Raw genomic sequence first — 12,578 nt, 5'->3', positions numbered from 1 at the left:
ACCATGCTTAAAGACCAGGATCGCATCTTCACCAATATCTACGGCACCAAGGACAAGTCGCTGAAGGGCGCCATGGCCCGCGGCCATTGGGACGGCACCAAGCAGCTGCTCGAAAAGGGCCGCGACTGGATCATCAACGAGGTCAAGGCTTCCGGCCTGCGCGGCCGCGGCGGCGCGGGCTTCCCGACCGGCCTGAAGTGGTCCTTCATGCCGAAGGAATCGGACGGCCGTCCGCATTACCTCGTCGTCAATGCAGACGAATCCGAACCTGGCACCTGCAAGGACCGCGATATCCTGCGCCACGATCCGCACACGCTGATCGAAGGCTGCGTGATCGCCTCCTTCGCCATGGGCGCCAATGCGGCCTATATCTACGTGCGCGGCGAGTTCATCCGCGAGCGCGAGGCGCTGCAGGCGGCGATCGACGAGTGCTATGACGCCGGTCTTCTCGGCAAGAACAACAAGCTTGGCTACGACATCGACATCTATGTCCACCACGGCGCCGGCGCTTACATCTGCGGCGAAGAAACCGCGCTGCTCGAAAGCCTCGAGGGCAAGAAGGGCCAGCCGCGCCTGAAGCCGCCGTTCCCGGCCAATATGGGCCTCTACGGCTGCCCGACGACCGTCAACAACGTCGAGTCGATCGCCGTCACCCCGACGATCCTGCGTCGCGGCGCCGGCTGGTTCTCCTCGTTCGGCCGTCCGAACAATGTCGGCACCAAGCTGTTCATGATGTCGGGCCACGTCAACACGCCCTGCACGGTCGAAGAGAGCATGGGCATCTCCTTCAAGGAGATGGTCGAAAAGCACGGCGGCGGCATCCGCGGCGGCTGGGACAACCTGCTCGCCGTCATTCCCGGCGGCGCATCCTGCCCGGTCGTCAAGGCCGAGGACATGATGAACGTCACGCTCGACTTCGATGGCCTGCGCGACGTGAAGTCGTCGTTCGGCACCGGCGGCATGATCATCATGGATCGCTCCACCGACATCATCAAGGCGATCTGGCGCATCTCGGCCTTCTTCAAGCATGAGAGCTGCGGCCAGTGCACGCCGTGCCGCGAAGGCACCGGCTGGATGATGCGCGTCATGCAGCGCATGGTCACCGGCAACGCCCAGAAGCGCGAAATCGACATGCTGTTCGATGTCACCAAGCAGATCGAGGGACACACGATCTGCGCGCTTGGCGACGCCGCAGCCTGGCCGATCCAGGGCCTCATCCGCAACTTCCGCCCCGAAATCGAGGCGCGTATCGACCAGTACACCGCCAATGCCATGGATCATGGCGCGGTGCTGGAAGCAGCGGAGTAAGACGATGACGAAGCCGGTAGGACAGGATGCGAATGCGACCAACGTCCCGCCGGCTGAAGCCTCCGGCGCCGATATCTTCGGGTTTTCGCCATGGCTGAAGCAAATGCCAGATGTGTCGCAGCATCCGCTGATGGCAAATCCGGTGATGGCGATTGCGGCGACCACCGCGCTCGGTTTCAGCATCGCAGGCCAGATGGCCGGCATGATGCTGGGCGTGATGCAGACGGCGGCGGAGCAGGCGAAGGCGGCGATGGACGAAGTGGCCGAACGGGCTGCGAAGGCTGAAGCCGAAGAGACAAAGGCAGCGCCGATCAAGGCGAAGCCGGAGTTGCGGGTGGTTCCGAAGGAGCCGGTAGCAAGGGTGGAAACGCCGGTTGTCGAGCCGAAGGTGAAGGTGGCGCGGGAGAAGAACGCGACGCCGAAGGCGGTTGAAGCCAAGCCGGTGCGCAAGACGCCGGCAGCGAAGGCCGCAAAGGCCGATGACCTGAAGGTGATTTCGGGCATCGGGCCGAAGCTGGAGCAGGTGCTGAACGGCATGGGCTTCAAGCGTTACGCCGACATCGCGGCCCTCACGGCCGATGATGTGGCAAGGATCGAAGCCGAACTCGGGTTCAGCGGGCGCATCGCCCGCGACGGCTGGGTAGAGCAGGCAAAGACGCTGGCGAAGGGCAGGGGCTGAGCCCAACCGGACCCGGCAGACGGAACAAAGGCGAACGGGAAGGGCGACAGCCCGGAGCGGATGCCGGAGAAAAGGCGCTGGCGAGACACGGGCTTCGTGTCAAAGCGGGAATTGAGATATGGCAAAGCTGAAAGTCGACGGAAAAGAAATCGAAGTCCCGGATCACTTCACGCTGCTTCAGGCGTGTGAGGAGGCGGGCGCCGAGGTTCCGCGCTTCTGTTTCCACGAGCGGCTGTCGGTTGCCGGCAACTGCCGCATGTGCCTCGTCGAGGTGAAGGGCGGCCCGCCGAAGCCGGCGGCCTCCTGCGCCATGGGCGTGCGCGACCTGCGTCCCGGCCCGAACGGCGAAGCGCCTGAGGTCTTCACGACCACGCCGATGGTCAAGAAGGCGCGCGAAGGCGTGATGGAGTTCCTGCTCATCAACCACCCCTTGGATTGCCCGATCTGCGACCAGGGCGGCGAATGCGACCTGCAGGACCAGGCGATGGCCTTCGGCATCGACTCGTCGCGTTATTCGGAAAACAAGCGCGCGGTCGAGGACAAATATATCGGCCCGCTCGTCAAGACGATCATGAACCGCTGCATTCACTGCACGCGTTGCGTTCGCTTCACGACGGAAGTCGCCGGCATTACCGAGCTTGGCCTGATCGGCCGCGGTGAAGACGCCGAGATCACCACCTATCTCGAACAGGCGATGACCTCGGAGCTGCAGGGCAATGTGGTCGACCTCTGCCCGGTCGGCGCGCTCACCTCCAAGCCCTTCGCCTTCACAGCCCGTCCGTGGGAATTGAACAAGACCGAATCGATAGACGTCATGGATGCCGTCGGCTCGGCCATCCGCGTCGATACGCGCGGCCGCGAAGTCATGCGCATCCTGCCGCGCATCAACGAAGAGATCAACGAAGAGTGGATCTCCGACAAGACCCGCTTCATCTGGGACGGCCTGAAGACCCAGCGTCTCGACCGTCCGTATGTCCGCAAGGACGGCCGCCTGCAGCCGGCCTCGTGGGCCGATGCCTTCGGCGCCATCAAGGCCGCCGTTGCTGGCACCTCGGGCGATCGCATCGGCGCGATTGCCGGTGATCTCGCCTCCGTCGAGGAAATGTTCGCGCTGCGCGAACTGATGGCCTCGCTCGGCTCCAAGAACATCGACTGCCGTCAGGACGGCTCGCAGCTCGATCCGTCACTCGGTCGCGCCAGCTACCTGTTCAACCCGACCATCGAAGGCATCGAGCAGGCCGACGCCCTGCTTATCGTCGGCGCCAATCCGCGCCTCGAGGCCGCCGTGCTCAACGCCCGCATCCGCAAGCGCTGGCGCATGGACAACTTCCCGATCGGCGTGATCGGCGAACAGGCGGAGCTGCGCTACGGTTACGAGTATCTCGGCGCGGGCACGGACACGCTTGCCGCTCTCGCCGATGGTTCGCTGTCCTTCATCGACAAGCTGAAGAAGGCCGAGCGTCCGATGATCATCGTCGGCCAGGGCGCGCTGTCGCGCGCCGACGGCCTCGCCGTTCTCTCGGCCGTTTCCGCGCTGGCGGAGAAGGTCGGTGCGGTCAAGGTGGACTGGAACGGTCTTGCTGTTCTGCACACGGCAGCCTCGCGCGTCGGCGGTCTCGACCTCGGCTTCGTGCCGGGCGAGGTCGGCAAGACGGCGGCCGACATGCTTTCGGGCACCGACGTGCTGTTCCTGCTCGGCGCCGACGAAATGGACTTCGCCAAGAAATCTGCCTTCACGGTCTATATCGGCTCGCATGGCGACAACGCGGCGCATGTCGCCGACGTCATCCTGCCCGGCGCGACCTATACCGAGAAGTCTGGCACCTGGGTCAACACCGAAGGCCGCGTCCAGATGGGCAACCGCGCCGGCTTCGCACCGGGCGATGCCCGCGAGGACTGGGCGATCCTGCGCGCGCTGTCCGACGTGCTCGGCAAGAAGCTGCCGTTTGATTCGCTCCTCCAGCTGCGCGCGAAACTCTATGCCGCACACCCGCATTTCGCCGCGATCGACGAGATCGCAGCCGGCGAAATCGCCGATCTCTCCGCGCTTGCGAAAAAAGGCGGGACGATGGCGAATTCCGGGTTTGCGTCTCCGATCAAAGACTTCTATTTGACGAACCCGATAGCGCGCGCCTCCGCGGTCATGGCCGAGTGCTCGGCGCTTGCCCGCAACAATTTCAAAGCCGCGGCGGAATGAGCGCGAAGGAATAAGACGGTATGGACGCTTTCATTTCGACCTACGTTTGGCCTGCGGCCATCATGATCGGCCAGTCGCTTCTGCTGCTGGTTCTGCTCCTGGTGTCCATCGCCTTCATTCTTCTGGCCGACCGCAAGATCTGGGCGGCCGTGCAGCTGCGCCGCGGCCCGAACGTCGTCGGTCCCTGGGGTCTCTTCCAGTCCTTCGCCGACCTCTTGAAGTTCGTCTTCAAGGAGCCGGTCATCCCGGCGACGGCCAACAAGGTGATCTTCCTGCTCGCACCGCTCGTCTCGGTGACGCTGGCGCTCGCCACATGGGCGGTCGTGCCGGTCAACGACGGCTGGATGATCGCCAATATCAATGTCGGCATCCTCTACATCTTCGCGATCTCCTCGCTTGAAGTGTACGGCATCATCATGGGCGGCTGGGCTTCGAACTCGAAATACCCGTTCCTCGGCGCGCTGCGCTCCGCGGCACAGATGGTCTCCTACGAAGTGTCGATCGGTTTCGTCATCGTCACCGTCCTGCTCTGCGTCGGTTCGCTGAACCTCTCCGACATCGTCTATGCGCAGCATGACGGCCTCGGCACGCGCCTCGGTCTGCCGGCCTCCTTCCTCGACTGGCACTGGCTGTCGCTGTTCCCGATGTTCATCGTGTTCTTCATTTCGGCGCTTGCCGAAACGAACCGCCCGCCCTTCGATCTTCCGGAAGCCGAATCCGAACTCGTCGCCGGCTTCATGGTCGAATACGGCTCGACCCCGTACATGATGTTCATGCTCGGCGAATATGCCGCCATCTGCCTGATGTGCGCGCTGACCACGATCCTCTTCCTCGGCGGCTGGCTGCCTCCGGTCGACGTCTGGTTCCTCAACTGGGTTCCGGGCATCGTGTGGTTCGTCATCAAGGGCCTCTTCGTCTTCTTCATGTTCGCGATGGTGAAGGCCTTCGTGCCGCGCTACCGCTACGACCAGCTCATGCGTCTCGGCTGGAAGGTTTTCCTTCCGATCTCGCTCGCCATGGTCGTCATTACCGCATTCGTGCTGAAGCTCATGGGGACTGCATGACGATCGCGCCCCGCCTCAGCAGCATTGGAGCTTGAAATGGCTAGTCTCTCGCAAGCCGTAAACTCGCTGTTCCTCAAGGAATTCGTCGGCGCGTTCTTCCTGTCGATGCGCTACTTCTTCCGCCCGAAGGCAACGGTGAACTATCCCTTCGAAAAGGGCCCGGTCTCTCCGCGCTTCCGCGGCGAGCATGCGCTGCGCCGTTACCCCAACGGTGAAGAGCGCTGCATCGCCTGCAAGTTGTGCGAGGCGATCTGTCCTGCCCAGGCCATCACCATCGAGGCGGGTCCCCGCCGCAACGACGGTACGCGCCGCACGGTGCGTTACGACATCGACATGGTGAAATGCATCTATTGCGGCTTCTGCCAGGAAGCCTGCCCGGTCGACGCCATCGTCGAAGGTCCGAACTTCGAGTTCTCGACTGAGACGCGCGAAGAGCTCTACTACGACAAGCAGAAGCTCCTCGAGAACGGCGATCGCTGGGAGCGGGAAATCGCCCGCAACATCGCTATGGATTCGCCTTACCGCTGATCGGCGGAGGGCATACTGAACTTCAAGTGCCTGACGAGTGCGTTCGTCAGGCTTCGACGGGGGAGGGGGACCTTCTCCGGGGAAGACGAAAAGGCACCAAAATGGGTCTGCAGGCTCTATTCTTCTATATCTTCGCCTTCGTGGCGGTGGCGTCCGCCTTCATGGTGATCGCGTCCAGGAACCCGGTCTATTCCGTGCTGTTCCTGATCCTCACCTTCTTCAATTCGGCGGGCCTGTTCCTTCTGACGGGCGCCGAGTTCCTGGCGATGATCCTGCTGGTCGTCTATGTCGGCGCCGTCGCGGTTCTCTTCCTCTTCGTCGTCATGATGCTCGACATCGATTTTGCCGAATTGAGGGCTGGCGCCCTTGAATATGCGCCGGTCGGCGCGCTGATCGGTATTATCCTGGCGATCGAACTGGTCGTCGTCGTTGGCGGCTCGACGCTCTCGCCTGAGATAGCCGCCAATGCCTCGATGCCGATCCCGCCGATCGCGGAACGCCAGAACACCGCCGCCCTCGGCGACGTGCTCTATACGAACTACGTCTACTTCTTCCAGATTGCCGGCCTCGTGCTGCTCGTCGCCATGATCGGCGCGATCGTGCTGACGCTGCGCCACAAGCCGAATATCAAGCGCCAGAACATCTCGCAGCAGGTTGCCCGCACGCCGGAAACCGCCGTCGAGGTGGTCAAGGTGAAGCCCGGTCAGGGCATCTGAGGCAGCGCGGGACCAAGGATAAAGAAAAATGGAAATCGGTATTTCCCACTATCTCACCGTCAGCGCCATCCTCTTCACGCTTGGCATTTTCGGCATCTTCCTGAACCGGAAGAATGTCATCGTCATCCTGATGTCGATCGAACTGATCCTGCTGTCGGTCAACATCAACATGGTGGCGTTCTCGCACTTCCTGAACGACATCGTCGGCCAGGTTTTCGCGCTGTTCATTCTGACCGTCGCGGCTGCGGAAGCGGCCATCGGTCTTGCAATTCTCGTCGTCTTCTACCGCAACCGCGGTTCGATCGCCGTCGAAGACGTCAATATGATGAAGGGCTGATCGGGTCATGGATACCATCATAAAGGCAATCGTCTTCCTCCCGCTCACCGGCTTCCTGATCGCCGGCATCGGCGGCAACACGATCGGCGCCAAGGCGTCGGAATATATCACGTCCGGCTTCATGATCATCGCGGCCGTTCTGTCCTGGATCGTCTTCTTCGACGTGGCCATGGGCGAAACGGAGATGCTCAAGGTCAGCGTGCTGCGCTGGATCCAGTCCGGCGGCTTCGACGTCGAATGGGCCTTCCGCGTTGATACGCTGACGGCCGTCATGCTCGTCGTCGTCAATTCGGTCTCGACGCTCGTGCATGTCTATTCGATCGGCTACATGCACCACGACCCGCATCGGCCGCGCTTCTTCGCGTACCTGTCGCTCTTCACCTTCGCCATGCTGATGCTGGTGACGTCGGACAATCTGCTTCAGATGTTCTTCGGCTGGGAAGGCGTGGGTCTCGCATCCTATCTGCTGATCGGCTTCTGGTACAAGAAGCCGTCGGCCTGCGCTGCCGCCATGAAGGCCTTCATCGTCAACCGCGTCGGCGACTTCGGCTTCGCGCTCGGCATCTTCTCGGTTTTCGTGCTGTTCGGCTCGATCAATTTCGAAACGATCTTCGCGACCGCCGCGACCTACCTGCCGGCTGAAGGCGCTGCGGATGCGACCGCACCCGTCATCAACCTCTTCGGCATGACGCTCGACAAGTCGCAGGCGCTCACCGCCACCTGCCTGCTGCTCTTCATGGGCGCGATGGGCAAGTCGGCGCAGTTCCTGCTGCACACCTGGCTGCCGGACGCCATGGAAGGCCCGACCCCAGTTTCGGCGCTCATCCATGCCGCAACCATGGTCACCGCCGGCGTCTTCCTCGTCGCTCGCATGTCGCCGCTGTTCGAACTGTCGCACACCGCTCTGATGGTCGTGACGCTGGTCGGCGCCATCACCGCCTTCTTCGCGGCGACGGTCGGCCTCGTGCAGAACGACATCAAGCGCGTCATCGCCTATTCGACCTGCTCGCAGCTCGGCTACATGTTCGTGGCGCTCGGCATCGGTGCCTATGGCGCGGCGATCTTCCACCTCTTCACGCACGCCTTCTTCAAGGCGCTGCTGTTCCTGGGTGCCGGTTCCGTCATCCACGCCGTCGATGGCGAGCAGGACATGCGTTACATGGGTGGCCTGCGCAAGCACATCCCCGTGACCTTCTGGATGATGACGATCGGCACGCTGGCGCTCACCGGCGTCGGCATTCCGGGCACCGTCATCGGCTTTGCCGGCTTCTTCTCGAAGGATGCAATCATCGAATCGACCTTCGCGTCGCACAGCCCGCTTGCCGGCTTCGCCTTCACGCTGCTGGTCATCGCCGCGCTGTTCACGAGCTTCTACTCGTGGCGCCTGGCCTTCATGACCTTCTTCGGCAAGCCGCGCGCTTCGGCCGACGTCATGCACCACGTGCATGAATCGCCCGCCGTCATGCTCGTCCCGCTCTACCTTCTCGGTGCGGGCGCCGTTCTGGCCGGTTACTTCTTCGTGGAGTATTTCTACGGTCACCACTATGCCGAATTCTGGCAGGGTGCGCTGTTCACGCTGCCGGAAAACGAGCTGGTCAACGAGTATCACCACGTCCCGCTCTGGGTGAAGTGGAGCCCGTTTGCAGCCATGGCCATCGGCTTCGTCACCGCCTGGTACATGTACATCCGTTCGCCGGAAACGCCGAAGTACCTCGCCGAGCAGCACCGCGGCCTCTACCAGTTCCTGCTCAACAAGTGGTACTTCGACGAACTCTACGATTTCCTCTTCGTCCGTCCCGCCATGTGGCTCGGCAAGACGCTGTGGAAGAAGGGTGACGGCGCCGTCATCGACGGTCTCGGCCCGAACGGCATCGCCGCCCGCGTCGTCGACGTCACCGACCGCGTCGTGCGCCTGCAGACCGGTTACCTCTATCACTACGCATTCGCGATGCTGCTGGGTATTGCAGCACTCGTTACCTGGATGATGCTCGGGAGCTCCCTCTGATGACCGATTGGCCCATTCTTTCAGCGGTCACCTTTCTCCCGCTCGTCGGCGTGGCGCTTCTGCTGCTGACCCGTGAGGACAGTCCGTACGGCCGCCGCAACATCCTGAATGTCGCGATGCTGACGACGATCGTGACCTTCCTGCTCTCCCTCTTCATCTGGATCGGCTTCGATTATTCGAACCCGGGCTTCCAGATGACCGAGAAGCATGAATGGCTCGGCACCGGCATCGCCTACCATCTCGGCGTCGACGGCATCTCCATGCTGTTCGTCATCCTCTCGACCTTCCTGATGCCGTTCTGCGTGCTCGCAAGCTGGCATTCGGTCGAGAAGCGCCTGAAGGAATACATGATCGCCTTCCTGCTTCTGGAAGTGTTCATGGTTGGCGTCTTCGTGTCGCTCGATATCGTTCTCTTCTACGTCTTCTTCGAAGCGGGCCTCATTCCGATGTTCATCATCATCGGCGTATGGGGCGGCAAGGATCGCGTCTACGCGTCCTATAAATTCTTCCTCTACACGCTGCTCGGTTCGGTTCTGATGCTGCTCGCCATCATGGCGATGTACTGGCAGGCCGGCACGACCGACATCACGGAACTGCTCGCTTACAACTTCCCGGCCCATATGCAGACCTGGCTGTGGCTCGCCTTCTTCGCGTCCTTCGCGGTGAAGATGCCGATGTGGCCGGTCCACACCTGGCTTCCCGACGCGCACGTCCAGGCGCCGACGGCCGGCTCGGTCATCCTGGCCGGCGTGCTGCTGAAGCTTGGCGGCTACGGTTTCATCCGTTTCTCGCTCGCCATGTTCCCGCTGGCATCCGACTATTTCGCGCCCTTCGTCTTCACGCTGTCGGTCATCGCCATCATCTACACCTCGCTGGTGGCGCTGATGCAGGACGACATCAAGAAGCTGATCGCCTATTCGTCGGTTGCCCATATGGGCTACGTCACCATGGGCATCTTCGCGGCGAACATGCAGGGCCTGCAGGGCGCCATCTTCCAGATGCTGTCGCACGGCATCGTCTCCGGCGCGCTCTTCCTCTGCGTGGGCGTGGTCTATGACCGTCTGCACACCCGCGAAATCGCGGCTTATGGCGGTCTCGTCAACAATATGCCGAAATACGCCGTCGCCTTCATGATCTTCACCATGGCGAATGTCGGTCTTCCCGGCACCTCCGGCTTCGTCGGCGAAATCATGACGCTGGTCGGCGCCTTCCGCGCCAACACCTGGGTCGCCTTCTTCGCCACGACGGGCGTCATCCTCTCGGCCTCCTATGCGCTGTGGCTTTACCGCCGCGTGATCTTCGGTGCGCTGGAGAAGGAAAGCCTGAAGTCGCTGCTCGACCTGTCGGGCCGTGAAAAGGCGCTGCTCTATCCGCTGGTGATCCTGACGATCTTCTTCGGTGTCTATCCGGCACCGGTCTTCGATGTGACGGCGGCCTCGGTCGACGCGCTTCTCAATCAATACTCCGCGGCTCTGCAAGCGGCGCAATCCGTTGCGCTCACGGCGAACTGAGGACGGGACCAAGACATGACCGCTGATACTCTCCTTGCCAGCCTTCAGCTCTCGACGCCCGAGATCATTCTCGCCGTCGGCGCCCTGGTCCTGCTGATGATCGGTGTGTTCTCGGGCGAGCGCTCGGGCACCACCGTGATCGGCCTTGCCGTCGCCGTCCTCATCATCGCCGGCCTCTGGCTGGTGCTTGCGACCGGCGAAGGCCAGGCCTATGGCGGCGCCTTCGTGTCGGATGCCTTCGCCAAGTTCATGAAGGTGCTGGCGCTCATCGGCTCCATTACCGCCATGGTGATGACCGTCGGCCACGCCCGCTCGCAGCAGCTCGACCGCTTCGAGTTCCCGGTGCTGATCGTGCTCTCGACGCTCGGCATGCTGCTGATGATCTCGGCCAACAGCCTGCTGTCGCTCTACCTCGCGCTGGAACTCCAGTCGCTCGCCCTCTACGTGGTCGCCGCGATCAACCGCGACAGCCTGCGTTCGACGGAAGCCGGCCTGAAGTACTTCGTGCTCGGTGCGCTTTCCTCGGGCATGCTGCTCTACGGCATGTCGCTGGTCTATGGCTTCACCGGCCATATCGGCTTCCAGGACATCGCGGCCGCACTAACCGCCGAGGGCCGTTCGCTCGGCCTCGTCTTCGGCCTGGTGTTCATCCTTGCCGGCCTCGCCTTCAAGATCTCGGCCGTGCCGTTCCACATGTGGACGCCGGACGTCTATGAAGGCGCGCCGACCCCGGTCACGGCGTTCTTCGCCGCGGCGCCGAAGGTCGCCGCCATGGCCATGCTGGTGCGTATCGTCATCGAGGCCTTCCAGCCGGTCGTCGCCGACTGGCAGCAGGTCATCGTCTTCATCTCGATTGCCTCCATGCTGCTCGGTTCCTTCGCGGCCATCGGCCAGAAGAACATCAAGCGCCTGATGGCATATTCGTCGATCGGTCATATGGGCTATGCGCTTGTCGGCCTCGCCTCCGGCTCCATGGCCGGCGTGCGCGGCGTGGCGCTCTACATGCTCATCTACATGGTCATGACGCTCGGCACCTTCGCGATCATCCTCGCGATGCGCCGCAAGGACGGGGAGAATGTCGAGGAGATCAGCGATCTCGCCGGTCTCTCCTCGACCAACCCCTTCATGGCGACCGTCCTGACGATCCTGATGTTCTCGCTCGCCGGCATCCCGCCGATGGCAGGCTTCTTCGCCAAGTACTTCGTCTTCATGGCGGCCATCGAGGCGCAGCTTTATGCACTCGCCATCATCGGTGTGCTCTCCTCGGTCGTTGGCGCCTACTACTACCTGCGTGTCATCAAGGTGATGTGGTTCGATGAGGCGGCCGGCGAATTCGCCCGCACGGCAGGTGAGCTGAAGCTGGTCTTCGGCCTCTCCGGCCTGTTCGTTCTCGGTTACGTGCTGATCGGCGGCCCGATCGGCAATGCGGCCGAAGCTGCGGCGCGGACCTTCTTTTGAGCAGGTCCGATAGTGCCGGCCTGATGTCGCTCGACGACTTCCGGCATGAGGCGCTGGCCGAGGTCGGCTCGACCAATACGGAATGCCTGGAGCGCGCCCGAAAGGGCGCGCTTTCCGGTCTTTGGATCACCGCCGATCGCCAGACGGGTGGGCGCGGCCGGCGCGGGCGCGCGTGGTTCTCCGAACCCGGCAATCTCTATGCCTCGCTGCTGCTGATCGATGCCGCGCCGATGGAACGGCTCGGTTCCCTGCCGCTCGCGGTGGCGGTCGCCGTGCAGGATGCCGTCAGCCGGGTCATGCCGCTCAACGCGCCTGAGGTGCTGATCAAGTGGCCGAACGATATCCTCGTGGAGCGCCGCAAGATCTGCGGCATCCTGATCGAGGGCGAGACACTACCGGATGGCCGGCACGGCCTCGTCATCGGCATCGGCATCAATGTTGCCGTGGCGCCGGATGCCGGCCTCTATCCCGTGGCGACGCTGCGCGATTTCGGCGCATCCTCTTCCCCTGAAGAACTCTTCGCCTATCTCTTCCAGTCGATGGCCGCGACGCTGTCCTTGTGGAACCGCGGGCGCGGCATTGCCGCCATCATGGAACGCTGGAAACAGGTGGCGGGCGGCGTCGGGGAAAACATAACGGTCAACCTTCCCGACCGTTCTATTTCCGGGCGCTTTTCCGGAATTGATGATACAGGTCTCCTCAAGTTGGAGACGGATGATGGCGGCACGCGGTTGATCGCGGCCGGCGATGTGTTTTTTGGATAGGAATTTTTGAA

At 62.6% G+C, this 12,578-nt stretch carries 11 protein-coding genes; all 11 read left to right on the top strand.

What is annotated here, in order from left to right; translation table 11 throughout:
- Positions 1-3 precede the first annotated feature (3 nt).
- On the top strand, positions 4-1,308 hold the full coding sequence (gene nuoF, locus AC27VQ_RS10625; protein ID WP_488716230.1) for an NADH-quinone oxidoreductase subunit NuoF: 1,305 nt from the start codon (positions 4-6) through the stop codon (positions 1,306-1,308).
- A gap of 4 nt (positions 1,309-1,312) precedes the next feature.
- Positions 1,313-1,987 (top strand): NADH:ubiquinone oxidoreductase, encoded by a 675-nt coding sequence (locus AC27VQ_RS10620; RefSeq protein WP_488716229.1) that lies wholly within the window; start codon positions 1,313-1,315, stop codon positions 1,985-1,987.
- Between the two features lie 118 nt (positions 1,988-2,105).
- Positions 2,106-4,184, top strand: a complete 2,079-nt coding sequence (gene nuoG / locus AC27VQ_RS10615) for an NADH-quinone oxidoreductase subunit NuoG (RefSeq protein ID WP_488716228.1) — start codon at positions 2,106-2,108, stop codon at positions 4,182-4,184.
- A 20-nt stretch (positions 4,185-4,204) separates the two neighbouring features.
- The gene (nuoH, locus tag AC27VQ_RS10610) at positions 4,205-5,248 is read left to right on the top strand and encodes an NADH-quinone oxidoreductase subunit NuoH (RefSeq protein ID WP_313524290.1); all 1,044 of its coding nucleotides are present in this window, start codon (positions 4,205-4,207) and stop codon (positions 5,246-5,248) included.
- 36 nt (positions 5,249-5,284) lie between these two features.
- On the top strand, positions 5,285-5,776 hold the full coding sequence (gene nuoI / locus AC27VQ_RS10605; protein WP_023513863.1) for an NADH-quinone oxidoreductase subunit NuoI: 492 nt from the start codon (positions 5,285-5,287) through the stop codon (positions 5,774-5,776).
- Positions 5,777-5,877: 101 nt separating this feature from the next.
- Complete coding sequence (locus AC27VQ_RS10600) at positions 5,878-6,492, top strand: NADH-quinone oxidoreductase subunit J (RefSeq protein ID WP_313524287.1); 615 nt, start codon at positions 5,878-5,880, stop codon at positions 6,490-6,492.
- 28 nt (positions 6,493-6,520) lie between these two features.
- Positions 6,521-6,829 carry an NADH-quinone oxidoreductase subunit NuoK gene (nuoK, locus tag AC27VQ_RS10595; RefSeq protein ID WP_313524284.1) on the top strand — a complete coding sequence of 103 codons (309 nt, stop codon included), beginning with the start codon at positions 6,521-6,523 and terminating at the stop codon, positions 6,827-6,829.
- A gap of 7 nt (positions 6,830-6,836) precedes the next feature.
- The gene (gene nuoL / locus AC27VQ_RS10590) at positions 6,837-8,834 is read left to right on the top strand and encodes an NADH-quinone oxidoreductase subunit L (protein WP_488716227.1); all 1,998 of its coding nucleotides are present in this window, start codon (positions 6,837-6,839) and stop codon (positions 8,832-8,834) included.
- Positions 8,834-10,345 (top strand): NADH-quinone oxidoreductase subunit M, encoded by a 1,512-nt coding sequence (locus AC27VQ_RS10585; protein WP_488716226.1) that lies wholly within the window; start codon positions 8,834-8,836, stop codon positions 10,343-10,345. The genes nuoL and AC27VQ_RS10585 overlap by 1 nt, the downstream gene beginning before the upstream one ends.
- A gap of 15 nt (positions 10,346-10,360) precedes the next feature.
- Positions 10,361-11,803, top strand: coding sequence for an NADH-quinone oxidoreductase subunit NuoN (gene nuoN, locus AC27VQ_RS10580; protein WP_488716225.1), 1,443 nt, complete (start codon positions 10,361-10,363; stop codon positions 11,801-11,803).
- Between the two features lie 23 nt (positions 11,804-11,826).
- The gene (locus AC27VQ_RS10575; RefSeq protein ID WP_488716416.1) at positions 11,827-12,567 is read left to right on the top strand and encodes a biotin--[acetyl-CoA-carboxylase] ligase; all 741 of its coding nucleotides are present in this window, start codon (positions 11,827-11,829) and stop codon (positions 12,565-12,567) included.
- Positions 12,568-12,578: the final 11 nt, after the last annotated feature.

It is taken from the genome of Shinella sp. 20P9.1.1, from assembly GCF_057798995.1.
The sequence above is the reverse complement of the archived record's forward strand: the minus strand, read 5'-3'. Positions and strand labels throughout refer to the sequence as shown.

Coding starts and splice junctions, on each gene's coding strand:
- nuoF (WP_488716230.1), top strand. CDS start 4: ATGCTTAAAGACCAGGATCGCATCTTCACCAATATCTACGGCACCAAG.
- AC27VQ_RS10620 (WP_488716229.1), top strand. CDS start 1,313: ATGACGAAGCCGGTAGGACAGGATGCGAATGCGACCAACGTCCCGCCG.
- nuoG (WP_488716228.1), top strand. CDS start 2,106: ATGGCAAAGCTGAAAGTCGACGGAAAAGAAATCGAAGTCCCGGATCAC.
- nuoH (WP_313524290.1), top strand. CDS start 4,205: ATGGACGCTTTCATTTCGACCTACGTTTGGCCTGCGGCCATCATGATC.
- nuoI (WP_023513863.1), top strand. CDS start 5,285: ATGGCTAGTCTCTCGCAAGCCGTAAACTCGCTGTTCCTCAAGGAATTC.
- AC27VQ_RS10600 (WP_313524287.1), top strand. CDS start 5,878: ATGGGTCTGCAGGCTCTATTCTTCTATATCTTCGCCTTCGTGGCGGTG.
- nuoK (WP_313524284.1), top strand. CDS start 6,521: ATGGAAATCGGTATTTCCCACTATCTCACCGTCAGCGCCATCCTCTTC.
- nuoL (WP_488716227.1), top strand. CDS start 6,837: ATGGATACCATCATAAAGGCAATCGTCTTCCTCCCGCTCACCGGCTTC.
- AC27VQ_RS10585 (WP_488716226.1), top strand. CDS start 8,834: ATGACCGATTGGCCCATTCTTTCAGCGGTCACCTTTCTCCCGCTCGTC.
- nuoN (WP_488716225.1), top strand. CDS start 10,361: ATGACCGCTGATACTCTCCTTGCCAGCCTTCAGCTCTCGACGCCCGAG.
- AC27VQ_RS10575 (WP_488716416.1), top strand. CDS start 11,827: ATGTCGCTCGACGACTTCCGGCATGAGGCGCTGGCCGAGGTCGGCTCG.